Here is a 24,688-nt window from a genome sequence, read left to right as displayed (position 1 = left end):
ATGACCTCCCTTTAGTCAAACATCATTTTTAATGTATCAATTTAAAGCCGTGTGCTACTGTATCTGCTTGTTGTTTGAATCGAATCGTAACAGTTGTACCGTGTATTCCCGCTTCAATATCATCACCTGGATTTAAAGCTTCTACTTTATGAACTGCTTGTAATTCGTCCAACTCAAGTGTCAATTGTTGCGTCACTTTTCCTGTTAAAAATGCAAATGTCACATCTTCTTTTTGTGTAAAGAACACTGTTGTTTCTTCGTCTAATTTGATAGAAGGTTGTACACTTGGACGTGTTTCGTAAATCCCTTCGCCATTCATTTCTAACCATGCACCAAGTTGATGAAGACGTTCCACTTGAATTTCAGGAATGGTACCGTCAGGACGCGGACCGACATTTAATAATAAGTTACCGTTTTTACTGACCACTTCAATGAGTAAGCTGACAAGTTCTTCTTCTGAAATCGTTTCTTCTTCCCCTTCATTACTATTGAAAGCAAAAGAATAACCCATACCACGCGTATATTCCCATTTCTTTTGAGCAGCTTGATGATCATTGGAATACTCTTTCGTATCAAAGTCTTCCCATGTTTCAAACGCCTCTGGTGGATGATTCCAGTTCGGCGCATTTTTCTCAATATGCCAACGATCATTTACGACCCCTTCAGGCACTTTATTGTAATAATAAGCAAATAAATGCTTCACATCTTCTAACCCTTTATCCGGCCAACCGATGTCATTCCATAAAATATCTGGTTGGTAGTTTTCAATCAGTTCAGCAAATTGTTTATACGCATAATCTGCAAAATCATACGTAATCGGACGCACATATTTCACATCTTCAAATGTTACAATCGGTTCAAACGTAAAGCGCCAGTTCAAACCACCAGAGTAATAGTGTCCCATTTTCAGCTTTCTTTGACGTACCGCATTAGTCAATTCACCCACCAAATCACGTTTTGGTCCTTTAGTTGCCACGCTGTAATCTTGATTGTAGCGACTTGGCCAAAGGTTGAATCCGTCATGATGCATCGTTGTTAAAACAACATATTTCGCACCTGCTTTTTCGAACAATGCTGCCCATGCTTCAGGATCCCATTTTTCAGCTTTCCATAAATCTGCAAATTGCTCATATTCAAAATCTTCACCATACGTTTTCGCATGATATTCAGCAGTGGGACTTCCCGCAATACGTAAAGTGTTTTGGTACCACTCAGAATAAGGATTTAATGTGAAATGCATATCACGGTCAATTTCTCCAAATTTCCCCTCTGTATTTGCCCAATGTGGTACGGAATAAGGACCCCAATGGATAAAAATACCAAACTTCGCATCATCAAACCATTTTGGTAATGGATGTTGCTTTAATGATTCCCAACTCGGTGTATAATACATGTTTATTGTACCTCCACAGTTTTATATTTTTAATTGCGTACACGATTCTCTAAATCTTTAACAATTTGTGGGTAAATTTTATCGAGTTTGTAGAACAACATAATGATAAAAATGATTACCGCTAAAATAATGGGTAAATGAATGAATATAAATTCAATCACTGTGTACACACTTTCCGGTTGTTGCGCATGATCTTTACCACTAATATGACCACCGAATTCTAAAATCCAACCTGTAATTGCACCTGAAAGACCACCCGCTAATGTTGTACTAAATGTACCCCCACTATAAATCATACCTTCATTACGGATACCTTGTTTCCACTCACCGTATTCAATCGTATCAGCTAGCATCGCATATGCACTTCCCATCATTGGCGCAAAACCTAAACCTCTAATGATTGAAGCACCGTAAATGAGCGGTAAGCTATCTGTTTTAATCAACATCATCGCGCTGCCGACAATGACCAAAATTAAACCAATTAAAATCAATGGTCTTCTATCAAAAAACTTTAATAGGTAAGGCATACTGAAGAACCCTGCCAACATTGGGATCGTAAAGAACAGTGACATCGCACCAACAACGCTTGCATCCTTTAAAATATAGTCTGCATAATACACATTTGTCCCTGTCATCATACCAAGTAAAACCCACGACAATAACATAATGCCAAAGATCATAATCCAGTATTTATTCGTAATTAGTAATTTAAATGATTTCATCAGCTTAATTTCTCTATCTTTTTTCGTTTGTGTCACGCGCTCTTTCGTAAATTTAAATGTAAACATGAAAATGGCTACCATGAATACACCATAGATTATCGCAACTAATTGCCATGCACGTGCACCACCGCCGAACGCATTAACTGCTGGAATTGTCACGTTCGAAATCACTAGCATCATCACAAAAAACGAAATCATACGGAATAAGTTCAAATTGTTACGCTCTTTAGAATCTTGCGTGATTAATGCGCCTAAAGTCCCGTATGGAATGTTACTTGTTGTGTAAATTAAGAAATATAAGTTCAAAATAATGACGACATACCAATTCAGTGCCGTCTCACTCCATCCACTTGGCATACTGAAGACAAGAATGGTTGAAATCGCTAGTGGAATGGCTGACCATAATACCCACGGCCGCGCTTTCCCCCAACGTGTACTCGTTTTATCTACCACATAACCCATTAAAATGTTTGTAATTGCGTCAAAAATACGTGTAAAAAACAATACACTCCCTAAAAATGCTGCTGAAATCCCAATGACATCTGTGAAATAATACATAGAGAAACTTCCTACCATTACAGCTGCAAATGCCGTTGCACCGTCTCCTGAACCGTAAGCTAGTTTTTCTCTCACTGACGCTTTGTAATTCGCCCCTGATTGTTTTGACATACTAATCTCCTCACTTCATTTAAAGCTTAGGCCATTCCGTAAAATGATCTTAATTTTATTAATTCATCAATTCTGTCTTGCGGTAATTCACGTTCACCATTGATTTGTCTCGTAATGTACGTTAATTTCGCGATATACTCTAAACGTTCCATATTCAAGTAAGCCGACATTAAATCTTTGCCCCATGTAATTGCGCCGTGACTCTCTAATAACACCGCTTCACTTTGATTGAAGTATGGCTCGATTGAATCCGGAACTTCTTCAGTTGATGGACAACCATAATGCGCTAATGGAATTTCCGGCATCGCGATTACCACTTCAGGCATCGTCGCCTTATTCAATACTTCTCCTTTAATCGCAAATGCAGTCGCATAAGGTGGATGAGCATGAACCACGCCTTGGCACTGTGGCATTTTTTGATAACAACGTAAGTGCATTTTCACTTCTGTAGACGGTTTAACGCCCTCTTTGCTATCCAAAATATTGCCTTCTAAATCCAGTTTGACAATATTTTCAGGTCGCAAATAACCTTTACTTGTCGCAGTGGGTGTAGCTAAAATTTCGTTTTCTGATAAACGTGCTGAAATATTGCCGTCATTTGCTGCGACATAATCTTTGTTAAATAAATTTCTTCCTATGTCACAAATTAACTCTCGTAATTGTTGTTCTTTTTCAATCATCTGATCTACCCCCTTCTTATTCGTTTGGTTGATAGCTGGTTAGCTCAACTGATGTATCAATCACTTGTTGCACCGCTGATTTGTCAATACGTTTTAATGTGAGCAATTGACCTAAAATATTCCCCATGGCACTTGCTTCTATAGGACCTGTTATCACTTCTTTATTCGTAAAATCAGCCGTTAATTGACACAACAATCGGTTTTTTATCCCACCACCGACCATATGTACTTTGTCGTATTGTTGACCAGATAATTGCTCAATTGCTGAAATCGTTCGTTGATAATTTAATGCAATACTTTGAATCACGACGCGTGTCCATTCTCCTACACCATCAGGGATACGTTGACCTGTCGCGATTAAGTGCTGTCGGATGAGTTCATGCATATTTTCATGCTTCAGAAAAATGGGATCCTCTACATCGATATAACTGTCAATTTTACATGTGACCGCACATTTAACGAGTTCATTGTAGCTATATAGATGGCCTTGTTCTGACCAATAGCGTTGTAGCTCTTGTAATACCCAAAGTGCATTTAAATTTTTTAGACATTTAATGTAGCCTTCACTCGTTCCTTCATTCGTTATCCGATGCTCGTACGCGGCTTCAGAAATAATCGGGCTTTCGAGTTGAATTCCGATGACTGACCAAGTGCCACATGAAATAAATATGGCATCTGATGCGACTGTTAAAATACTCGCCGCCGTATCATGCCCTGCTGAAGCAATGACTTGTAAATCTTTGAGTCCTGTTTCTTTCACGAGTGATGGTGTGAGTGGGCCGAGTATCGTGTGCAATGTCATGTCAGTTTGTTGGAACCAATGTTGCGGAATGCCGAGTGTCTCCAATACTTTCGTTGACCACTTTTGTTCTGTAGATAACAAACCACTTGTACTCGCAATCGCATAGTTCACATTCGTTTGTTGTGTTAAGAAATAGTTGAACAAGTCCGGCATAAAGAGGACATGTGCGACTGTCTCTTTCAACCAAGGATGCTCTTGCAAGTCTGCATAAAGTTGCACGTAAGAATTAATCGAACTCGGTAATACGCCAGTTTCTTCATAAAATTCAAGTTCTGATAATCGGTTGTAGATGGCTTCTTGGTACTTTAATTTCGTTTCGTTCCGGTAGTTTTTAGGCAACAACAATAGATGGCCATTTTGATCAATGTAACCAAAGTCGACGCCCCACGTATCAATCGCTAAACTTTCCACTTCTGTAGTGATACGACTGACCGCTTTCAATCCGTTTTTTATTTCTTGAAATAACTTTGGAAAGTCCCAATACAAGACGCCGTTCATCTCAACAGGTGTATTTGCAAAACGGTACACTTCTTCCAATTCCACTTTGTGACCGTCAAACGTCCCTAAAATCACTCTGCCTGAGCTTGCGCCAAAATCAATCGCGATATGCTTTGTTTCGCTCATAAAGTCACCACCTAGCGATATACTGGACCATATGTTGCACAAGCACGATAATCCGCACTTTCAAGCGACTCTGTACCAAAATGTTGCCATACACGTGGTCTGAAAATGTCTGTTTCATCCACATTGTGCATGCTCACTGGAATTCTTAACATTGACGCCAGTGTAATCAACTCTTGACCGATATGACCGTAACTGATGGCACCGTGATTCGCACCCCAATGATTCATCACATCATATACAGATTTAAAGGCACCTTGACCTGTTAAACGTGGCGCAAACCAAGTCGTTGGCCAAGTTGGATCTGTACGTTCATCTAAAGTACGGTGAATGTCTTCATCTAATGTCACTGAATATCCTTCCGCAATTTGTAACACTGGACCTAATCCTGCAACGAGATTCAAACGGACCATTGTTAAAGGTATGTCACCCTCTGTTAAGAAGTTTGTCGAGAAGCCGCCTCCACGGAAATATTCTTGTGTCGCTGGTCTGAATTCTGTCGCGTTCAAACATGCTTCGACTTCTTCGTTTGTAATTTCCCAATACGGTTTCATCACAGGTTGACCGTCACGTCGTTGTTGACCTGTGCCATCTAACGCCGCTGAACCTGAGTTGATCAGATGTAAAATACCATCTTTCGCACGACCTTCTAATGGCTTACCTGTTACACGTTCGACCGCTTCAGGACTCCAATATGTACGCACGTCCGCAAAAATTTGCGCTGTATTCGTTAATAAATAGTTGAATAACATCGATACCCCATTGAGCGTGTCATTTTCAGTCGCTAAAATGTATGGCGTACGCGTACCGTCCCAATCAAATGACGTGTTCAAAATCGTTTCAGTAAAGTCGCCGTTCGGATAAAAATCGGTCCATTGACGTTGACCTTGGAAACCTGCTGCAATCGCAAAATGGCCTTCCGCTTCTTCTTCATAACCGAGTACCGCTAATTTTGGATTACCGACCATCAAATCACGACTAATCAATGTCATCTTCACAATGAATTCAACTTGTTGCGCCTTTTCTTCATCACTAATTTGATTTTCAGGGGCATTGTTATCTTTGCCGAAGTGACATTTTTCTTTCGTCCAAGCGAGTGCACGTTCGTATTCTTCATGGTCATAAATACCTAACTCCATACGACGAATCAGTTCAGTAGAATCGACATATTCATTGCGCATACCTAAATACTGTTGGAAAAAACTTTCATCTACCATCGAACCTGCAATCCCCATCGATACACTGCCGATTGATAAATATGCTTTACCTTTCATCAGTCCTTTTGCGAGTGCCGCTTTACTAAACAGTAATAATTTTTCTTTCACGTCTTCAGGAATGTGACGGTCCCTTGCGTCTTGAACATCTTTACCATAAATGCCAAATGCCGGAATACCTTTTTGTGCATGTGCAGATAGGACTGCCGCTAAATAAACCGCACCTGGACGCTCAGTTCCATTCAATCCCCAAATCGCATGTGGGATATTGTGGTTCATATCCATCGTTTCTGAACCGTAACATCAACAAGGCGTAACAGTGATCGTTGCACACACTTGATGTTGTTCAAACTTTTCTTTTGCTTTATTCGCTTCAGTCACGCCACCAATTGTTGTATCCGCAATCACACATTGTACGGCCTCACCATTTGGGTATTTCAACGTCTTTGAAATCAATTGTGCCACGGCTTTCGCCATATCCATCGTCTGTGCCTCGAGCGACTCTCTTACTCCTTTTCGACGTCCATCAATCGTTGGACGAATCCCAATTTTAGGTAACTGTGTAAACATCATGAACCCTCCTTTAATGAATGGTTTCTCTCTATTTCAAAATTATTATATGATAACGCTTACATAAAGTAAAGATTTTCTCACATTATTTGTGGTATTTTGAGTGTTTAAGTTTTGGTTTTTTGTGAGATTTTTCGTTATAATGTGAGAAAAGGAGATGGACGGAATGAAAAAATTTCAACGTTACAGCGAAATTATGAATCGTTTGCATACATTTAAGCATGTGAACGTTAAAGATTTAGCAGATACTTTTAAAGTGAGCGAAGAAACGATTCGTCGTGATTTGGAACAGTTAGAAAAAGATGGCGTTGTTAAAAGAAAACATGGCGGGGCGTCGTTAGTTGCGGAGAGTGACTTTCCTTATGCATTTCGTGCAACGCGTAACTCTGACAAGAAAAAAGTCATCGCCAAAAAAATACTGCCACTTTTAAAAGATAGTTATAGCATTATGGCGGACTCGAGTTCAACCGTGTTAGAGGCCATACGATTACTTTCCATTCAAGGGCAGTCGTTCAAAGTGATTACGAACTCCATTAATATGCTGTACGAATTGTCATCCACACCGCTCGACTTTATTTCAACAGGCGGGATGTTAAAACCTGATTCAGCTACTTTAGTCGGCTCCCAAGCGATTAATACGATTCATCATTATTATACGGATGTCACATTATTAAGCTGTCGTTCATTTTCGGTTAACGGGGCTTCAGTAAATGGGGAACATGAAGGATTTACTAAGAAAGAAATGGTACGCCAAGGACGAAAAGTGATCATGCTTGTCGATTCGAGCAAACTGATCCCCTATGAAGATGCATTGTTTCAATTCGCATCGTTTGATGACATTGACTATGTAGTGAGTGACGTGCCACTTCCAGAAGCGTATCGTGAAGTGCTCGAACAGCATCACGTCGAAGTGCTTTAATGCAACCTTAAAAGCGGATGGGACATAAAAATTTTTACATCCCATCCGCTTACTTCCTATTTTATCTTCTTGTTTGTTGTATCCACGTTCTGACCGTCATAAAATTTTGCCAATCCGACTCACTCATCATCACAATGCCATATGTTTCTAACCGTTGTTGGACTGCCTCACGTATAGACTTATCCATATAGTGCAATACACCGGGGTAGTAACGCTCATAAAATTGAAAATCGCATTGTTGAACGAGGGCATCCGCTTCTAACGGGATATGTTGGACTAACTTTTCTGCTTGCACCCTCCCCCCAAATTTCAATAGATAAAGTGCTAAAAAGTCCAATCGTTCGTCCGTTCCCCAAGCGACCCCTGTCGGCTGCACTTGCTTGGCATATGCACCTAATCCGAGACGACCCCGTTCATTTTCTACATCGATGAGCAGACGTTGTTGTACACCGATATGCGGTTGCGACGTTCTCACCGCACGACACGCCTGTTCAAGTATATGGGGCCAACGTTGACAGGCAATTTTCGTATGTCCCACCGCAGTTAACCCTAGTGAATGCGGCAAGTTCACCATACCAGCAATCGCCTGTTCAGCCTCCATTTTCGTCATGTTCACTGTCAATGGATTCAACTGCATCCCTGTCACCATATAAGTCGTATTGAAAAAGTCTTTGTACAAAATACTGCCTATCATATAATAATCCGAAGTAATCAAAGGAAAGTGCGTCTCCATCACATTCGTTTTCACGATACGACTTTGCCATTCATCAAACATGTCATACATATGTGCAGATTCCTGACCAAAATCAAGTGACACTGCATTCACATCACCCGGCGTCAGTGCAAATGCGGACAAATTATATACGTCACCGTTGAAATTGAGTGTTTTGATATCATGTCGCATCATTGTATTAATATTCCAAAAGAGCATTCGCACTTTACAAATGAGCTTGGCACCCGTGCGTTGTTCAATCTGTTGTTTCGTTCGTTGAGAGACTTTCCACGCCATCTCGATCGTGTCATAGTACTGACCACAAAGCGCTGCCAATGCTTCCGCTACCAAATCATCGCGCACTTCGATAGGGTCTGCCATTTCAAATCGAATCGTACCTTCATGCCTCTCATCATAATAAACCGCTTCAATCCACCCTTGCTGATGTCGAATCGCTTCGAACGTCACTTTCACATCATGCGCCTCCTTTGATGCTTCTTTTCTTTTATCGTAACGTAATGATGTTAATTTGATGTAAATCAACGTTGGATTGCCGTATGCTCATGCTAAAGTTGGAGAGTGAATTGTTACTCTAGACGCATGTCACATGATAGCGATTCATGTATGCTTAAATTATCATGCGACAAGGAGGTTTCTACAATGCGAGTTCTTTTACGTGCTGCCATTGCGATCGGTGTGATCCTATTTGCCGCACACTATTTCCAAGATAGCGATAACTTAGCGGCTGTCGAAAATTACAAAAATGATATCGTTCAGTCTTCTTATGTACAAGACTTTTTAAACAGCCAAGCGCTGCAAAAAATAGAGCAGTTGGAATTTGAAGATTTATTACCTTCTGATTTCTTTTAACTGAATATCAAATCAAAAAAATGCGCATTGACACTTTGTTAAACAAAGCTCAAATGCGCATTTTTGATTTCAACTTACTCATCATTCTGCCAACAGCTGATTAATGTGATAAGTCATACTGTCTTGTTCTGCGATACTCGAATCATCAAGCACGCGTAAAAAGTCTAAATGCCCCACATCCGGATAAATGATCGATTGGACGTCAGCACCTAATGCCTCGAATTTTTCATGGGTCATTTTCGAGTCTTTGTTCGGAAAGATGACGTCATCTTCACCGAGTAAAAAGAGCACTTTGGGCATTTCTTTAATTTCATCAATATCTGCCAAATAATCTGCACGCAATGTGTACATTAAATCTGTAATCATCGTTTCCATTGGCGCGAAATATTGAGAAAAGTTAAAGCCTTCTTTCTGTTTTTTAGAAACGCCTTGAGACAACACGAACTCAGGAATACTGTTGATCATTTCATTTTGCTCACCAGGTTTGACGTCTTTCATAATTTCATATAACAATTTAGAAAAACGCAACTCTTTATAATCGATTTTAGCCGCACTATTTAAATAAATGAGATGTTTAATCGGTAGCGTGTTGTATCCCGCAAGTTTTGTCGCAATTAATCCGCCCATTGAATAGCCAATCATAGACATTTCTGAAATATGAGAAGCCTCAACCATATTGACGAGCGCTTCGTTAATTCGTCTCGCATATTCAGACAGGTCATAATTTTGTCGTTCAAGACTCGTACTTTTCCCACGACCCGGACAGTTGATAAAAATCAATTTGACATCATGAATGTATTTCGCAAAAATCGTCATAATTTTATAATTCATAATCGCACCATGAAGGAGTACAACAGCTTTATCTGTCTCTTGTTCCCCCATGATGGCGACTTCTAATTCTCCATCGTTTGACTGTGATAATTTCATAATATTTGTTTCATAATTAGCTAGTGACATATTTTTTCCTCTATCTCAGTTCTATTCTTTTACGCATGCGCGATACGGTGTGGGTGATATGCCTCTATATTATAGTAGAAAACCATCACAATGAAAAAGGCCTTGAGTCTGATTTTCTTAATATTGTTGCACACCCCACAGCTTTTCTTCACATTTTTGAATGATGTACTTCAACACTTCAATACGGGCTGTCTTTTTATGATCCGCAGCCACGACCAGCCACGGTGCATTTGCAGTATCTGTTTTTTGAATCATATCATAACTCGCTTCAAGATATTGATCCCACTTGTCACGGTTACGCCAATCTTCATCCGTAATTTTCCACTGTTTATCCACGTCTGTCTCACGCGCTTTAAATCGTTTCAATTGCTCGTCTTTATCTAAAGAAAGGAAGCATTTCAAAATAATTGCGCCATCATCCGTCCACATTTTTTCGAACGCATTAATTTCATCATATGCGCGAGACCACTCTTTTTCAGTCGCAAAACCTTCCACACGCTCGACTAATACACGGCCATACCAACTGCGGTCAAAAATTCCGATGTGACCACTTTTCGGCATCGCTTTTGCGAAACGCCATAAATAATGATGATTTAACTCAACATCTGTCGGCGCACTCACGGCATTGACTTCATAACCCGTTGGATCGAGCAACTCACGGACACGTTTAATGTTGCCCCCTTTACCAGCTGCATCCATACCTTCATATACAAGCACGAGTGGAATTTTTCGTTCATATAAAGCAAATTGAAGTTCGCGCATACGTTTTTGTAAGGCTGTCAACTTCTCTTTATAGTCCTCTTTCGAAATTTTAGTTTGCGTATTATCAAATAAATCGGTTGCAAATGTATCAGAAAAACGGCCGTCTCGATGGGTATCGCGTTGTTCATGACGTAAAATGGCTTGTGTCAAACGCTCATGAATATGGGTATACATTTGAACGAGCGCTTTTTCACGTTCATCGTAATCAATCACTTCCCATGAATCATCCAATAACGGTTGCATGTACTCTAAATAGGTATCCGGTGCAACAACTTGTTCATATTCTTGTGCTTTCCAACTCGTTAATGGGTTCGTCTTCATTTGCGCAATATGTTCTTGACGCTTGTCTTCATTAATTTGAATGAAAAACTTAATCATTTCATGGTGAGCATGGTCGAGCATCGTTTCAAAGTCATCCATTTCAGACTTTAAAATTTGTGGGTTTTTGAACAACGGATATTTGATTTGATGCACTTGATAATCCACGTAATGTGAATACCAACTTCTAAAATAAATATGAATGTGCCCTTTTTCAGGCAAAGTTTCCCAAAAACGTTGTAAAAATGGGTACCTTAAATCATAATCTGATGGTGTTTTCGTCGCGATAAACTTGGTGTACTTGGCATCTAAATTGAGCAACAACTCATTCGTTAACCTCGTTTTTCCCGAAGCAGGCACCCCCTCAAAAATAATCATCATCGGTATGCCAAGTGCGTGTGTTTGTCGTGTTAATCTTGCAATTTCTAAACGTAACGTATCCAGTTTTTTCATCATTCTCACCTCATTACTCTTATTATATATAAGTCATTTCAAAACGAGCAATGGAATATCCTTTTTTATGTGATGAATATCTTGACAGTTTTTTTTTATTCAAAAACCCCCCCTTATTTCATTACAATTCAACTTCACTCTGTAACATTTGTAATATATGTCAATTTTTATTTGTTTACAAAAAGTTTCAATAAACCCCGTTGAAATAGCGATTTCACAGCATAATTCATCACACCCCCCTTTTAAGAACATGACATTTATGTTACAAAACAACAAAATGAAAAGCGATTGTAATGTTTTGTTATTTACGCGTAATTTACAAAAAGTCGTTTCATTGGTAGAGTGTGATTGTTGAATTTTTTAATTACGCATACTTTTGAAAATGAATATATAAAAACTTACTTTACTGGAGGACTTATTTACTATGAAAAAATCATTACTCTTAACTACTACACTTGCAGCAACAATCGGAGCAACAGGATTCGCAGCAAGCGCAAATGATGCAAATGCAGCAGAACAAGGGATTGATCAAGTTAAATTAGCAGAAATGGCTCAAAATAACGACCCATCATTAAACCAACACCCAATTGAAGACGGTGCATACGACTACCACTTCACTTTAAACGGTGTATCATATGACTTCTGGTCAAACGGTGTACAATTTGGTTGGTCATACAATGGTTATGGTGAAACAGCAACACATGATCATTCATCAATTGCACAACCAACACAAATGGCTGACTTCAGTCAACAAGCTTCACAACAATCATACAGCTACAGCCCATCAGCAACACAACAATCAACGGGTCAAGCACCAAGACAACAAGCCGCACCATCATACACTACACAAGCAACATCAACAGGTTCAGTGAGATTAGCAAATGGTAACACTGCTGGTGCTATTGGTACAAGAGCTGCGCAAGAAATGGCAAGCCGTACAGGTGTTTCTGCATCAGTATGGGAAACAATTATTGCACGTGAATCAAATGGTCAATTAAATGCTTATAATCCTTCTGGTGCATCTGGTTTATTCCAAACAATGCCAGGTTGGGGTTCAACAAACACTTATGAAGAACAAATTGCTGCAGCTACAAAAGCATACAATGCACAAGGTTTATCTGCTTGGGGTATGTAAGCCTCATATTTAAAAAGAACTTGAAGGGACGACCTTCAAGTTCTTTTTTCGCTATATCTTTCTCTTCAAACAACACAAGTCACATGGTAAACAAAATCGTTGCATTGTCATACAGTGCCTTATACAATAGAAAACAATCTTAAAAACAAGGTGAGCTTATGAAGCAATGGTTTTTTACTCTTCTCTTTTTGGGCATCGTTATTGTGATAGCTGTCAAAGTTGTCATGCATTACGATTCCATTCAGCACGAAACATCGAACAGATATCATACCTTATCTGACTCATTTTTCAATCAAGACCGTAAAACACACGGCTTTGGCACGTACAATCGCGATTTATCTTTCAACGGCGACAATCGACATTATGGTAACGACTACCGTTTACCCGAAGATACACCCGTCCTTGCACCTACGAATGGTACTGTGACAAGAACTTTCAAAGACAAACTCGGTGGCAATGTGTTAGAAATCCGTGAAGATAATGGGCAATATTTCCAATGGTTCATGCATTTAAACGATTTCAAAGTGAAGGCGGGAGAGTCAGTCACTGCCGGTGATGTCGTCGCATTGTCGGGAAATACGGGTGAACAAACGACAGGCCCTCACTTACATTTTCAACGGATGAAAGGTGGGGTCGGCAATCGTTTTGCTGAAGACCCCGATGACTTTATCGACCAACTTCCAGATCAACAGAGGAGCCTTTACCGATTGAACTGAAGGAATAATGATGAAATGAAAAACAGGCGCTTTGAGGCGAAATACCTCTGAGCACCTGTTTTTTCATGTTTCTTACTTCCCATTCTATTCACTGAAAATAAAATATAAGACAGAATCAACAACATGGCTGTAACGCTTCAACTCTCATGCCGAGAATGGTGAGAAACTTGATTGAATTTAAATTGACGATTAAAGAAAATTGGAATGCATGGTTGATACCTATACCTTCATAAGTTTGAGTCCACCCAGATTGCCAAAACCGAGCACGTCCCCTGAGAAAGGGAGAATGTTTAAGGAAATCTACATATCTCAACACGTCCCTAACTTTGCTCTGTCACGTTGTATACTCAAATGGATACGTTGCATTTTCTCCTCCACATCACCAATCTCCATCGCGCATGCTTTCAACGTATCACAATACATCTCTGAATCACCACGTTGATTTTTATAATGCAACTTGTGCTCTAAACTCGCCCACATGTCCATGCCAATGGTGCGCAATTGGATTTCTACAGGCGTATCAATCATGCCATCCGTAAGAAAAATCGGGACAGAAATGACAATATGCAAACTTCTATAGCCATTTTTCTTTGGATTTTCAACATAATCTTTACGCGTCAATAATTGAATATCGGTTTGTTTCAGCAACAATTGTTCGACGGTGTAAATGTCATCAATATAGTTACAAACTACGCGAATACCGGCAATATCCATAATATTTTCTCTTGCGGCTTGTGCTGTGAGTGGATAGCCTTTTCTTTTTAGTTTTTGTAATAAGCTTGGAATCTCTTTGACCCGACGCTCCATATGATGAATTGGGTTATGTGCGTATTTAATTTGGAAATCTTCGTCCAAAATACGCAACTTTGTACTAATTTCTTCTAAAGCGGCACGATATAAATGTTCTAGTTCTATAAATGCGACAATTTCTTCAATACTGCCAATATCCTTCAAATCACGGTTCATATATTTAGCGATTTCTTGTCTTAAGCTTTCTTCATTAAAAGGTGTGTTTTTATCTACGAACATTTCTTTCACCTCAACATAACTGTATTTAAAATCAAAGTCCTAAATGCTATGTTATCTTTCATCATCATATCAGGTTCAATAGCCCTTTACTACTTTTCCTTAAAGCTCGAGTGAAAATTAAAAATGCGATAAAAACTTGTCCTTGAACAACTGAATTTTTCGATAAAGTCACGTTTTTTCATTATTTGAAGGTGCTTAAGCCGTTGTGCATTCGACTAAAAAATATTGTCTTTTCGTGTAGTATGTATCATGTTTGTTACTTTAGATAAAGCGTTGCAAAAAAATACAGTTGAATGGACATCACTCAACTGCATTTCTTAAAATATGCTTATTTTTAACGATATTGTACAATTCTTTCAACATCTAAGCGTGATGTTGGACGACCTTCTTCAGCTGCTTTACCGATAGCAATAATCATGACTGGAACATAACGTTCAGGATCTAAACCAAGACCTGCTGCAATGTCTTCACGGTTAAAGCCACCGATTGGATTTGTTTCATAGCCATGTTCACGTGCAACGAGCATAAATTGCATTGCCGCTAAACTACTATCAACTTTCACGATATCGTTCATCGATTGTTGGTCAAGTCCTTCATACATCGCGACAAATCGGCCAACTAAATCCTCTTTCACTTTTTGTGGCATATATCCTTTTTCAACAGCTGCACCGTAAATTTCTTCAGCATGTTCATAATTCAACATATCACCGAAAATGACAACCATCGCTGCTGAAGTATCATTTTGACGACTATTAAATTGTACGAGTGGACGTAATGTATCTTTACCTTCTGGCGTATCCACAACAACAAAACGCCAAGGTTGCATGTTAATTGATGATGGTGCTAATGTTGCCTTTCTAATCATTTCATTCATTTCTTCACGTGGAATTTTTACTTCTGTATCGAATAACTTAACAGAGCGACGGCCTGTAAGGATTGTTTGAAAATCTTGTTCGTGTGCCATAACAGTCACCTTTCCTTTTATAATGTAAACATTTCATTAAATAAAGCACGATTCAATTATATTTTATACATAGTTTTGAATCAAGAAAAAAGTATGTATAATAGTAGTAACTATTCTTTAAAAGTATTGGGGGTCTACAACATGACAAAACATCCGAAAGCGTTGCATGACGAATTATGTTTTTTATTTTATGTTGCATCGAAGGAAGTTATCAAAAAATATAGTGCTTGTTTAAAAGAATATGATCTCACTTACACAGGCTATATTACACTCATTTCAATTGGGGACGATGAGGTTGTCAATATCAAACGTCTCGGTGATCGCATTTATTTGAATTCTGGCACTTTGACACCACTCACTAAAAAATTAGTCGCACAAGGTTTGATTAAAAAGGTCCGCAAGCCTGAAGATGAACGAAACCTGAACATTTCACTCACTGATAAAGGACGCGAACTGAAGCAACAACTCGCACATTTAAATGAAGAGGTGCATGCGTCATTATCAATGGAAGGGACAGACATGACAGAATTAATTGGTATTTTACAACGATTCCTCGAAAACAACTTCCCTTCTCACCCTATAACAGTTTAATTTGACAACTGCATAACCATGATGTTGACGACGGGACTATGCTCTACAGAAATAAATATCGCGCCATCCCCAGTATCATCGCAGTTATTTCTTTTAGCGATATTATTCATAATAGCGCCATCTCCATTTACAGTCGGACACATGGAGTAGAATCATGACCATCACATTTCTACTCCTCCGATGCCGTTGTAGCCTAATATGCCCTATCATTTCTCCTCTTACTTAAATTGATGCCAATATTGACGGAATAAATAAGAAACGAATCGATGCATTGGTGCTTGTGTCACGCGATATACGCCCCAAGGTAATCGCGGAACAAAGTCATGCAATGCGATTAAACAAGTCGTCGTATCACCTTCTAAACGTCGAAACTCCATACGCGCTGTACGTCCACTTTGTTGTGCAAGCCATCCTCCTGTAATATTCAAAATCACGCGTTGTGTATAGTCGCTGCTTGGATGATGACGCATTTGGATCAGTGGTATTTTAAATGGCATGAGCACAATTGTAAACTGTTGTCCATCATAAATGCCATTCACAAGTCGCCCATTCAACGTTTTTAAAAATCGACCGTACATGGCAGTGACGGCTTCCATTGATACATTTTGCGGGATATCCAATGCTTGAATCGAACGTACTGTTTGTCGCTCCTCACTCCATTGATAAAGGACACGGCGTTTGGGAAACCATTTCGTCGTTTTCAAAGCATGATGAGTCACTTCAATTTGAAAAGCCTCCATCGTTTGTTTAAGTACAGGCTGCAATTGCGATTGCCAAACGATACATTGCTGAATATTCGCCTGCTTCATCGCGTAACCTAAATTGTCATACATCAATCGTTGCAATTGTATTGGATGACTTTGCGTGAGCCTCGTATTTGAAAATAGCGGATTTCCGATCACGACAACGAGCGCAATATCTTCTAATGCAGTGACGACATTCGACAAATCAAACAAGTCAATCTCTCGTGTTTGTGCAACAGTCGTTTGTCTCATCGTCGGCGGTGTTTGGACAAAGACGTCATGTCCTTCAGCAACCAACATGGCTACATAATTATGGGTATAGGGGTGACCATCCGTAATCACTAAAATATTCACTATGTCTTTCACTCTCTCATCTGTTTCATTTTTTAGTATTATACCACTTCTCCACTTTCATACACTGAATTATAGTAAATTCTCAATAAAAATTAACAAATGATTCATGTCTACTGCTGCATCAAAATTAAAAAAGACAAAGGTTTAAAACTGCCCACGCAATTCCCCACTTTTGTCTTTCATTTCTATTATCAACATGCATACGATGACATGTTTAATTTTGACTGAAAATAAACATCATCATAATCGTCAATGTTGTCAATACTGCACCGATGATGACCCATGTATTGGGATTGATTTTGCCCTTTTGTCCCGTCTGACGAAATGCACAAATCGCCGTAATCCAAGTAATGACGGTCAGCACTGTCAAAATAATTAATATGATATACACCGTTAGCATCTCCCGTGTTCCATCATGCATAACTTCATATTATAATAGAAAAATATAAAGTGCGAATGTCACCAAAATATCGAATTCTTAAAGTTTTGGTATTCAGGCACAACGGTACTATCTCATTCTTATGTATTTCATTTGAAAGTATAAATTTGGTTGAACTCCCCTACATCACATGAATTATTTTATTTTTAACAACCCATATCTGAAACTATCAGAAGTTATTTTAAGTGTTTATATAATAACTACAAATCCCCAAAAAAGGAACTTGCCGTCGAGAAACACATCTTCGCCAAATGTGGAGTCCTAAATCAGGACTTCATGAAGAACATTTAGGTTATGACATATCTTTTCTAAGACTCTTCCCCTCAATCCAAGTTAAAAAGCTGACCCACTAAAACAGCAAATCAGCTCTTGATTATCATATTGAACGTTTCTTTTACATACTTATTTTTTGAAATATTTCTGTTAATACATCTAAGGTATCTTCTAATTTAATCTCTCCGACATAGGGGTTGTCTTGAAGGTAGTTCTGCCAATGCTGTTTAAGATAATCATCACTTGCTATATCCTCTAAAATTTCCTTGTAATCTGCTAAATCATCTAAAGACTCTCTTTTTCTAGACGTATTTTCAATGGCTTTTGCTAAGCTTTCAAAATTAATTTTATCTTCGTAAAGTTTATATAAGAGATAGACGTCATAGAAATCTCTCATCCTTGTTGTAGCGATATTTCTTCTGATAATGGTTTCAATCTTTTCTGCCAAAATGGTTTCCAAAGGATAGGCCATGACTTCAATGTGTCCTTCATCAAACATCAAAGGATATTCATAAATCATTTCCCTTGGGGTAATAGCATCGCCTGTTGTGATATCCATCTTCATGGGATTATTAATTCTTCCATAACGGGCTGAATAGCTGACACAATAATTTTCATACCCACCACTTTCTCTAATTTCTCTTATCCCTTCAAAGACAAAGTCAATCCCATCTTGAACGTCAATGGCTAAAATTTCTTTCACAATTTTAGTAATGTTTTCTTCTGTTAAAGCAATGCCTTTGACCGTTGCATCCATATCCATAGTAGTACGATTATCAATGCCAATAAGAGAAGAAATCAAAAGACCACCCTTGATAATAAAAGAGTGTCGATAAGAAGATTTTTCTAATCTTTCTAGGACTCTTTCAAAAAAATACATTTGAAAGACTTCCTGTGGTTTTAAGTCTTTTGTCTTTGCTAAATGTTTAATTTTTCCTTTTATTTGCTCGCTAGACCTCATACCATCACCTCTAAGTAACGTCGTATTTCTTCCTCAATTTTTAAAGCTCTAGCATACTTAATAAGTTTTCTGGAGTTTATATTTCCTCCACCAAAATATTCTTTAATAGCCCCTGTAAAAATTTGGGAATCCATATTTTTCTGGTCTTTTACAATATCACAAATAGTTCGCTCCACATCATAAAAAATAATCTCTCCACCAAGGGGACTTGTGCCTGTTTCCCTGCCCAACTCAAAAAGTTCTCTCTTTACATAATGAACGACTAGGTCACTGTATCTATCTTTTAGTCTGGAAGCATTATAACCTTGAGGAACAGAAATATGAATCTGAGAAGGTACTCTATCAGCTAAATCATGAAAATAAAGGGCGGTATGGTAAGAATAAATCACTCGTTTGCTATTACTCTGGAGCAAGACATATTCATCAATAATTTCATTTTTTAGGGCATAAACTCCATGGCTAACTCGATCTATTTTATCTTCCTTAGCCAAATAAGATAGTCTATATCGGTCAATACCTTTGGCTTCAGCCTCTCTTACAAAGATTAAGCCATTTTCATCAGATAATTTTTCTAGAAGTTCTTTTTCTTCATTCATGATTGTCCCCCCTATTTTACTCTTTCGCGCTTTAATTTTATATTATTAAAGCACGTTTGTAAATATGAGTTTTTCAATTTTTGTTCATCACTTCAGGGGTTTTAGGGTTCTCCCTAACAAGAAAAATAATTCTAGAATTTAATTAGCAGGCAAATTTACAGGGCTGGGACATAGACCTTCAGCTCCTTTAAGAAAAAGCCGTCAAAATTCATTTTTTTAGAATTTAACGGCTTTTTTCTTATGAGCGAACGAAAACGAGCACTGATTTTGGCTAGTTTTCGTATATTCACTGCCATGAGTGCGATGCCAAGTTCACACTCAACTTTTGATTGGGTACGAACCGATAATCTTTGAAAACCCAAATTAGCCTTCAGATTTCCAAAAGTTGATTCAACATCTATCTTTCTCTTTTGATAAATGTGCTTCGTTTTTGAATTTGAAAGCTGCTTATTTGTGAAGGCTTTAAAATAATCCCAAGTTAGATTTTTAAATAAACGTTTATTTGTGTTGGGATTAGTGCTGTGCTTCATACATTGACTTCGTAATGGACAGCCCACACATTCTTCACATGAATATAATTTAAAATCTCTTTGAAGACCGTACCCGTCTCCTACGACTTGTCAAGGGTTCAATAATTAAAATTGACATTACTGGACTAGACCGTCCAATTTTTCTTTTTATGGACATATATCGATGAATGATATCACAACAGCCAAAGATGAGGATAAGTTAAACTCAATCCTGCATCCATAGCATCAAAAATGATGACGCCCCATCCCCATTCCTACTACCAAGCCTGTAACGGACTTTCACCGTCAAGATGTTACCCATGCCGGACGCACTAAAAAACCACCATGGCATATATAGGGGTTGGCCATGATGGTCTTGAATATTAATAGAACAACATCAATAATAATGGAAGCATTACAGAACTCATGACGGCTGATAGAATCATACCGATCGAACTAAATGCGCCTGACTCTAAATCCATTTCCAATGCTCGTGCGGTTCCAAATGCATGAGAAGCGTTACCAAATGTCATGCCGCGTGCGATAGAAGATTGGAAGTTCGTCATACGCACAAGGGATGCGCCCATCATACTTCCTAATAAGCCCGTTGCGATGATAAAGAGAATCGTGACTGTATCCTCGCCACCGAGCTGATGTGACACTTGAATACCGACCGCTGCTGTAATCGAACGGGGAAGCAGTGTCACAATATCTTCGCGTCCATAGCCGAGTAATTTTAAAGAAAAATAAATTAGGGAGAAATTTAAAATTACCGCTGTGAATACACTGACGAAGATCGTTTTAAAATACTTTACAATCTTATGCCGGTTTAAATACAGTGGAAACGCAAGACACACTACTGTGGAACTCAATAGTTGATTGATCCATTGCCCTCCCACCATATAACTGTGATAGTCGATATTAAAAAGTAACAATATCGCAATAACGCCAAGAGATGTCACCAAAGCGGGGTTGAGTATTGGTGAATTAAACTTATGATATATTTTTTTAGACAATATAAACATCACGACCGTTAATACAATCATTGCAATGCCTTGTAAGATGATCATGATGGATTTTGTCCTTTCCGGAAGATACGACCTGTCACCATTTTTTCTGCTACTAATCCAGAACTATATGCGACGAGCACCGTACCGACAGCAACTAATGTAAAAAATATAATGAAGTTTAAGTTTAATTCAGAGACGACATCCATTAACCCTATCACAGACGGAACGAAGAAAAACACCATCGTCGCCAGTAGAAAATTCGCACCTTCTTTAATCCACTCTACTTTAATGATTTTAAATTGAAGTAAAATGAAAAATAAAAGTAACCCAATAATACTACCAGCTAGGGGGATGTTGAAAAACTGCTGTATTTGATTACCTAACATCGTAATCCCATAAATGATGCATAATTGTGTTACAGTTTTCAATAGCTGTTTCACTTTTGCCATTTCAATCATCCTTTCTTCGTTCGAATGATTCTATTGTAACGGGTAATTAATCATTATAAAAATATTGGTTTTTCATGTTATTCATTACTTTTATCTATGGAACGGCTTTCAGGTACTGTCGTTAACGGTAACTGAATGTTGAGATAGTCTAAAAATGTTTGCGTCGCATGGTTTAAATAGACGTCTTTCCGCCAAATGACCCCCATCGTCCAATCAACGGTACTGTCCTCAATTGACAACACACGAATTTCTGGATTGCGACTCATAATACGCACAATGTTGTCTGGCAAAATACTGATGCCCATTTTGGCTGTAATCAAATGTTCAATAAATTGCCACTGTGAAATTTTAGAAACGATGTGTGGCACGAAACCAGCTTGTCGAGTGAGCGCGATAATTTTGTCGTTAATATAAAAGTCTTCATTAAACATAATAAAATCTTCATCTTTTAAATCTTTGAACGTCACAGTTTCCTGTTGTGACAGTGGATGTGTGTGATGCATGACGACTTGGAACTCACCTTTATACAATGGGAATGAATCAAAAAGTTTACTATCAACAGGTAACGATGTCAGCCCGAGATGAATATCATTGTTCCGCACTTGGTTTTCAATCGTTTTCCCACCATTTTCATCTAAATTAAACACGACATTTGGATACTGTTGATGAAACTGTCCGAGCACTTGGACAAGGCGTTCCATATCCATCAATGCAGAAATGCCAATCGAAATATAGCCTTTCTCAAGCCCAAGCAGACTACTGATTTCATTCGGCAAACTTTCGTATAACTTTAAAATTTCAACCGCTTTATGGTAAAACACTTCCCCCACGTCCGTTAGCAACAATTGGCGACGTGTGCGATCAAACAACGGCTCACCGATTTCTGACTCCAACTCTTTAATTGCCTTACTCATCGTCGGTTGCGCGATATATAATGTCTCGGCTGCACGTGTCATCCCACCTTGACGGACAATCTCTATAAAATACTTCATCTGTTTAATATCCAATTGTCACCCTCCATTCTTTCTCTTCATTATAGCGCAATACTTCTTATAAATTGTATCGTGCACGGCGGTCTCACACAAATTTTGACACGCTTACATATTAAGGGTAATATAATACTAATTTTACATATTTTTTATCTTATACAATGGAGATATACTTATGACATTACATAAAAATGTGAAGTTGCGTTTACTCATGTTGTTTATTCAAAATGCCTCTGTGAATGCCGTGTTTCCATTTATGGCATTATTACTGACCCACTATTTAGGCGGTAAAAAAGCCGGACTCATGCTGATTATCGGGATTTTATTAAAATTTAGCGGTTCGATTATCGGTGGTTATTTGAGCGACCATTTACCACTCAAGAAGAACGTCATCGCTTGTTTGACGTTAATGAGCGCACTCCTTTTCTTAGGTATGGGCGCCGTATTAGCGCAGTTGAAAGGATCACAGTCATTTCAATTATTATTTGTGGTTTTCTTGGCCTGTTATCTTCTCAATGAGCTGTTGACTGCCTTAGCCAAGCCGATGTACAACGCATTAGCTTTAGATAGTATTGACGAGACACACCGACAACGCTATGCTCGCTTCAAATATTGGATTTCGAACACTTCTACTGCGCTCGGGATGCTGATGGGGGGATTATTTTACAGCTCGTTCAAAGTGAGTTTATTTGTGCTCATTTATATTTGTTTAACTGTGAATGTGTTGATTCTCTATTTTGGTGTACAAGAGGAACGACGCACAATTAGCCATCCATCAGCACGTCGCTTCGTGGCAATGTTTCAACGTTATCAAGTGGCATATCAGAATCGCCCCTTCGTCTTATTGCTCATCAGTAGTATGCTCATATTAAGTGCGGAAATGTCGCTCTCATCCTATGTTGCAGTGCGTTTAGAACATCAATTCAAAACGATTCAGTGGTTTGACTTTCCGATTGATGGCGTCCGTATGTTTTCAATTCTATTATTAATCAATACGTTAACGATTATTAGTTTAAGCTTTGCGATTTTACATTATTTCAAACGTTTCAAAGTCGCGACCATTTTAAATATTGGCTTCCTCTTTTTCGCGGGAGGCTATACGGTCGTCATGAGTAATAATCACGCACTCGTCCTCGTTCTCTTTATGTTGATGGCCACGATTGGTGAAATTTTGTTCACGCCGACTGTAGAAGCAGAAAAAATACGTTTTATCCCTGCTGACACACGCGGTGCCCATTCTGCATTGGACAGTTGGGTGCCGATTGGTGCAGAACTGATATCACGGCTATTTTTAATTATTGGTACCTTACTCACGCCGCTGATGATGTCTGGTTTAGTTTTAGCTACAGTCGTTACAGGTTTTCTGTTATTACTGTCAACTGTTAAACGTTACGAGGCAGTTTAAAAAGCATATTTAAAAGGATTGGGACATTAAGTTTCCTCAGCTCCTTTACTATATTTTGTTGTGTATACCAAGGGAGGGGGCTTGAAAAAATAAAGCCTCAAGCCATACATAGATTGCATATTCATTAATGACTTTAAAACAGTCGGAAAATGAGCGTGAATGGGATAAAAATTGATGCTATTGTTTTCTTGATTTCATAAACTTGCCTTCAGTTCTGTGTATTTGATATAAGATTGCCCAGAAGGCTGAGACTCCTGAGGGATAGTGTGGTATAATAGTGTGCTTCTCTTGTGTTTGAAAGTGGCTCATATTGATTGCTGTAGTGATTGAGGTGACGATGATTGGATGCACTGCGAAATCAATAAACGGTGTTCCAAAAGCAGGATTTTCGACAGAACTCCCGCGATTTCAACAAAATTTGGAAATCAATTTTGCTCATCGCTCGGTTCTGCTCAAATCCTAAGCGCTTTTGTCACAACCTCCCCTCAGCCCCTAGGAACGCGAAGCCATGAAGGCAATCTAAAGCCACAAATCATAGGGAGGGCAAGTTTAACAAAAATATTGCATCAATAGCATCAAAAATTTTTATGTCCCATCCCCCTTGTGTTATAAAAGCATGATTATTTTAAATCTCAATTACATCCCTTTTCGTTTGATTTGTCGACTGATAAATACGACTATTAGTAAGCCATGTACAATACTCAAACCTTTAAAAATAAATGAACTAAATGAAATGAAAAAGGCTGTTAATACAATTTCTAGTATCAAAATCAATAGAATCACTGCGAGCAAGATTTGCTGTGATTTTGGCATCGTGCGCTGACGTTCATTCATCCAATCTCCCTTTATCAACTGACGTGTCT

At 38.6% G+C, this 24,688-nt stretch carries 24 protein-coding genes and 1 pseudogene; 6 read left to right on the top strand and 19 right to left on the bottom strand.

What is annotated here, in order from left to right:
- Positions 1 to 28: 28 nt before the first annotated feature.
- From EL101_RS01900 to EL101_RS01880, 5 genes and pseudogenes are all read right to left on the bottom strand, one after another.
- Positions 29 to 1,393 (bottom strand): alpha-L-fucosidase, encoded by a 1,365-nt coding sequence (locus EL101_RS01900; protein ID WP_096596451.1) that lies wholly within the window; start codon positions 1,391 to 1,393, stop codon positions 29 to 31.
- 29 nt (positions 1,394 to 1,422) lie between these two features.
- Positions 1,423 to 2,784, bottom strand: coding sequence for an MFS transporter (locus EL101_RS01895; RefSeq protein WP_096596450.1), 1,362 nt, complete (start codon positions 2,782 to 2,784; stop codon positions 1,423 to 1,425).
- A gap of 26 nt (positions 2,785 to 2,810) precedes the next feature.
- A complete protein-coding gene (locus EL101_RS01890) occupies positions 2,811 to 3,464 on the bottom strand; it encodes a class II aldolase/adducin family protein (RefSeq protein ID WP_096596449.1) in 654 nt (217 codons plus the stop codon).
- Between the two features lie 16 nt (positions 3,465 to 3,480).
- Positions 3,481 to 4,890 (bottom strand): rhamnulokinase, encoded by a 1,410-nt coding sequence (locus tag EL101_RS01885; RefSeq protein ID WP_096596448.1) that lies wholly within the window; start codon positions 4,888 to 4,890, stop codon positions 3,481 to 3,483.
- A gap of 11 nt (positions 4,891 to 4,901) precedes the next feature.
- Positions 4,902 to 6,671 (bottom strand): annotated as a pseudogene (locus EL101_RS01880) (L-fucose isomerase).
- A 166-nt stretch (positions 6,672 to 6,837) separates the two neighbouring features.
- Between EL101_RS01880 and EL101_RS01875 the strand changes: the two are divergent.
- Entirely contained in the window at positions 6,838 to 7,590 is a 753-nt protein-coding gene (locus EL101_RS01875) for a DeoR/GlpR family DNA-binding transcription regulator (RefSeq protein WP_096596447.1), read from the top strand.
- Between the two features lie 61 nt (positions 7,591 to 7,651).
- Here EL101_RS01875 and EL101_RS01870 read toward each other — a convergent pair whose 3' ends face one another.
- On the bottom strand, positions 7,652 to 8,776 hold the full coding sequence (locus EL101_RS01870) for a hypothetical protein (RefSeq protein WP_096596446.1): 1,125 nt from the start codon (positions 8,774 to 8,776) through the stop codon (positions 7,652 to 7,654).
- 186 nt (positions 8,777 to 8,962) lie between these two features.
- Between EL101_RS01870 and EL101_RS01865 the strand changes: the two genes are divergently transcribed.
- On the top strand, positions 8,963 to 9,172 hold the full coding sequence (locus EL101_RS01865) for a hypothetical protein (RefSeq protein WP_019164952.1): 210 nt from the start codon (positions 8,963 to 8,965) through the stop codon (positions 9,170 to 9,172).
- Positions 9,173 to 9,253: 81 nt separating this feature from the next.
- Here EL101_RS01865 and EL101_RS01860 read toward each other — a convergent pair whose 3' ends face one another.
- Both EL101_RS01860 and EL101_RS01855 read right to left on the bottom strand, forming a co-directional pair.
- The gene (locus EL101_RS01860; RefSeq protein WP_096596445.1) at positions 9,254 to 10,129 is read right to left on the bottom strand and encodes an alpha/beta hydrolase; all 876 of its coding nucleotides are present in this window, start codon (positions 10,127 to 10,129) and stop codon (positions 9,254 to 9,256) included.
- Between the two features lie 117 nt (positions 10,130 to 10,246).
- Positions 10,247 to 11,665: a phosphate--AMP phosphotransferase gene (locus EL101_RS01855; protein ID WP_164715561.1), complete on the bottom strand. Its 1,419-nt coding sequence runs from the start codon at positions 11,663 to 11,665 to the stop codon at positions 10,247 to 10,249.
- A gap of 421 nt (positions 11,666 to 12,086) precedes the next feature.
- Between EL101_RS01855 and EL101_RS01850 the strand changes: the two genes are divergently transcribed.
- The gene (locus EL101_RS01850) at positions 12,087 to 12,797 is read left to right on the top strand and encodes a transglycosylase SLT domain-containing protein (protein ID WP_096596443.1); all 711 of its coding nucleotides are present in this window, start codon (positions 12,087 to 12,089) and stop codon (positions 12,795 to 12,797) included.
- A gap of 158 nt (positions 12,798 to 12,955) precedes the next feature.
- Entirely contained in the window at positions 12,956 to 13,513 is a 558-nt protein-coding gene (locus EL101_RS01845; RefSeq protein ID WP_096596442.1) for a M23 family metallopeptidase, read from the top strand.
- Between the two features lie 309 nt (positions 13,514 to 13,822).
- On the opposite strand, the gene EL101_RS01840 is transcribed toward EL101_RS01845, so the two are convergent.
- Both EL101_RS01840 and EL101_RS01835 read right to left on the bottom strand, forming a co-directional pair.
- Positions 13,823 to 14,542, bottom strand: a complete 720-nt coding sequence (locus EL101_RS01840) for a GTP pyrophosphokinase (protein ID WP_096596441.1) — start codon at positions 14,540 to 14,542, stop codon at positions 13,823 to 13,825.
- A 334-nt stretch (positions 14,543 to 14,876) separates the two neighbouring features.
- Positions 14,877 to 15,506: a nitroreductase family protein gene (locus EL101_RS01835; protein ID WP_096596440.1), complete on the bottom strand. Its 630-nt coding sequence runs from the start codon at positions 15,504 to 15,506 to the stop codon at positions 14,877 to 14,879.
- Positions 15,507 to 15,647: 141 nt separating this feature from the next.
- Here EL101_RS01835 and EL101_RS01830 point away from each other — a divergent pair, with 141 nt between their 5' ends.
- The gene (locus tag EL101_RS01830; RefSeq protein ID WP_096596439.1) at positions 15,648 to 16,097 is read left to right on the top strand and encodes a MarR family winged helix-turn-helix transcriptional regulator; all 450 of its coding nucleotides are present in this window, start codon (positions 15,648 to 15,650) and stop codon (positions 16,095 to 16,097) included.
- A 218-nt stretch (positions 16,098 to 16,315) separates the two neighbouring features.
- On the opposite strand, the gene EL101_RS01825 is transcribed toward EL101_RS01830, so the two are convergent.
- The 8 genes from EL101_RS01825 to cidR form a co-directional block, all read right to left on the bottom strand.
- Complete coding sequence (locus EL101_RS01825) at positions 16,316 to 17,140, bottom strand: hypothetical protein (RefSeq protein ID WP_096596457.1); 825 nt, start codon at positions 17,138 to 17,140, stop codon at positions 16,316 to 16,318.
- 268 nt (positions 17,141 to 17,408) lie between these two features.
- A complete protein-coding gene (locus tag EL101_RS13180; RefSeq protein WP_201748773.1) occupies positions 17,409 to 17,594 on the bottom strand; it encodes a hypothetical protein in 186 nt (61 codons plus the stop codon).
- Between the two features lie 433 nt (positions 17,595 to 18,027).
- On the bottom strand, positions 18,028 to 18,786 hold the full coding sequence (locus EL101_RS01820; protein ID WP_241971472.1) for a nucleotidyl transferase AbiEii/AbiGii toxin family protein: 759 nt from the start codon (positions 18,784 to 18,786) through the stop codon (positions 18,028 to 18,030).
- 77 nt (positions 18,787 to 18,863) lie between these two features.
- Positions 18,864 to 19,463 (bottom strand): type IV toxin-antitoxin system AbiEi family antitoxin domain-containing protein, encoded by a 600-nt coding sequence (locus EL101_RS01815; RefSeq protein ID WP_096543313.1) that lies wholly within the window; start codon positions 19,461 to 19,463, stop codon positions 18,864 to 18,866.
- A gap of 155 nt (positions 19,464 to 19,618) precedes the next feature.
- Positions 19,619 to 20,020 carry a transposase gene (locus EL101_RS01810; protein ID WP_096596437.1) on the bottom strand — a complete coding sequence of 134 codons (402 nt, stop codon included), beginning with the start codon at positions 20,018 to 20,020 and terminating at the stop codon, positions 19,619 to 19,621.
- A gap of 335 nt (positions 20,021 to 20,355) precedes the next feature.
- Complete coding sequence (locus EL101_RS01805; RefSeq protein WP_096596436.1) at positions 20,356 to 21,042, bottom strand: LrgB family protein; 687 nt, start codon at positions 21,040 to 21,042, stop codon at positions 20,356 to 20,358.
- Positions 21,039 to 21,431 carry a CidA/LrgA family protein gene (locus tag EL101_RS01800; RefSeq protein WP_019164941.1) on the bottom strand — a complete coding sequence of 131 codons (393 nt, stop codon included), beginning with the start codon at positions 21,429 to 21,431 and terminating at the stop codon, positions 21,039 to 21,041. The genes EL101_RS01805 and EL101_RS01800 overlap by 4 nt, the downstream gene beginning before the upstream one ends.
- Positions 21,432 to 21,508: 77 nt before the next feature.
- Positions 21,509 to 22,438, bottom strand: a complete 930-nt coding sequence (gene cidR, locus EL101_RS01795) for a cidABC operon transcriptional activator CidR (RefSeq protein ID WP_096596435.1) — start codon at positions 22,436 to 22,438, stop codon at positions 21,509 to 21,511.
- Positions 22,439 to 22,595: 157 nt separating this feature from the next.
- Between cidR and EL101_RS01790 the strand changes: the two genes are divergently transcribed.
- A complete protein-coding gene (locus tag EL101_RS01790; protein WP_096596434.1) occupies positions 22,596 to 23,825 on the top strand; it encodes an MFS transporter in 1,230 nt (409 codons plus the stop codon).
- A gap of 636 nt (positions 23,826 to 24,461) precedes the next feature.
- On the opposite strand, the gene EL101_RS01785 is transcribed toward EL101_RS01790, so the two are convergent.
- Entirely contained in the window at positions 24,462 to 24,659 is a 198-nt protein-coding gene (locus EL101_RS01785; RefSeq protein WP_096596433.1) for a hypothetical protein, read from the bottom strand.
- Positions 24,660 to 24,688: the final 29 nt, after the last annotated feature.

This window comes from Staphylococcus delphini (assembly GCF_900636325.1).
Classification (GTDB): Bacteria; Bacillota; Bacilli; order Staphylococcales; family Staphylococcaceae; genus Staphylococcus; species Staphylococcus delphini.
The sequence above is the reverse complement of the archived record's forward strand: the minus strand, read 5'-3'. Positions and strand labels throughout refer to the sequence as shown.

What these genes read in the sequence shown, in the direction of transcription:
- EL101_RS01900 (WP_096596451.1), bottom strand. Translation starts at nt 1,393, where the DNA reads ATGTATTATACACCGAGTTGGGAATCATTAAAGCAACATCCATTACCA.
- EL101_RS01895 (WP_096596450.1), bottom strand. Translation starts at nt 2,784, where the DNA reads ATGTCAAAACAATCAGGGGCGAATTACAAAGCGTCAGTGAGAGAAAAA.
- EL101_RS01890 (WP_096596449.1), bottom strand. Translation starts at nt 3,464, where the DNA reads ATGATTGAAAAAGAACAACAATTACGAGAGTTAATTTGTGACATAGGA.
- EL101_RS01885 (WP_096596448.1), bottom strand. Translation starts at nt 4,890, where the DNA reads ATGAGCGAAACAAAGCATATCGCGATTGATTTTGGCGCAAGCTCAGGC.
- EL101_RS01875 (WP_096596447.1), top strand. Translation starts at nt 6,838, where the DNA reads ATGAAAAAATTTCAACGTTACAGCGAAATTATGAATCGTTTGCATACA.
- EL101_RS01865 (WP_019164952.1), top strand. Translation starts at nt 8,963, where the DNA reads ATGCGAGTTCTTTTACGTGCTGCCATTGCGATCGGTGTGATCCTATTT.
- EL101_RS01860 (WP_096596445.1), bottom strand. Translation starts at nt 10,129, where the DNA reads ATGTCACTAGCTAATTATGAAACAAATATTATGAAATTATCACAGTCA.
- EL101_RS01855 (WP_164715561.1), bottom strand. Translation starts at nt 11,665, where the DNA reads ATGATGAAAAAACTGGATACGTTACGTTTAGAAATTGCAAGATTAACA.
- EL101_RS01850 (WP_096596443.1), top strand. Translation starts at nt 12,087, where the DNA reads ATGAAAAAATCATTACTCTTAACTACTACACTTGCAGCAACAATCGGA.
- EL101_RS01845 (WP_096596442.1), top strand. Translation starts at nt 12,956, where the DNA reads ATGAAGCAATGGTTTTTTACTCTTCTCTTTTTGGGCATCGTTATTGTG.
- EL101_RS01840 (WP_096596441.1), bottom strand. Translation starts at nt 14,542, where the DNA reads ATGTTCGTAGATAAAAACACACCTTTTAATGAAGAAAGCTTAAGACAA.
- EL101_RS01835 (WP_096596440.1), bottom strand. Translation starts at nt 15,506, where the DNA reads ATGGCACACGAACAAGATTTTCAAACAATCCTTACAGGCCGTCGCTCT.
- EL101_RS01830 (WP_096596439.1), top strand. Translation starts at nt 15,648, where the DNA reads ATGACAAAACATCCGAAAGCGTTGCATGACGAATTATGTTTTTTATTT.
- EL101_RS01825 (WP_096596457.1), bottom strand. Translation starts at nt 17,140, where the DNA reads ATGTTGGTTGCTGAAGGACATGACGTCTTTGTCCAAACACCGCCGACG.
- EL101_RS13180 (WP_201748773.1), bottom strand. Translation starts at nt 17,594, where the DNA reads ATGCTAACGGTGTATATCATATTAATTATTTTGACAGTGCTGACCGTC.
- EL101_RS01820 (WP_241971472.1), bottom strand. Translation starts at nt 18,786, where the DNA reads ATGTATTTTTTTGAAAGAGTCCTAGAAAGATTAGAAAAATCTTCTTAT.
- EL101_RS01815 (WP_096543313.1), bottom strand. Translation starts at nt 19,463, where the DNA reads ATGAATGAAGAAAAAGAACTTCTAGAAAAATTATCTGATGAAAATGGC.
- EL101_RS01805 (WP_096596436.1), bottom strand. Translation starts at nt 21,042, where the DNA reads ATGATCATCTTACAAGGCATTGCAATGATTGTATTAACGGTCGTGATG.
- EL101_RS01800 (WP_019164941.1), bottom strand. Translation starts at nt 21,431, where the DNA reads ATGGCAAAAGTGAAACAGCTATTGAAAACTGTAACACAATTATGCATC.
- EL101_RS01790 (WP_096596434.1), top strand. Translation starts at nt 22,596, where the DNA reads ATGACATTACATAAAAATGTGAAGTTGCGTTTACTCATGTTGTTTATT.
- EL101_RS01785 (WP_096596433.1), bottom strand. Translation starts at nt 24,659, where the DNA reads ATGAATGAACGTCAGCGCACGATGCCAAAATCACAGCAAATCTTGCTC.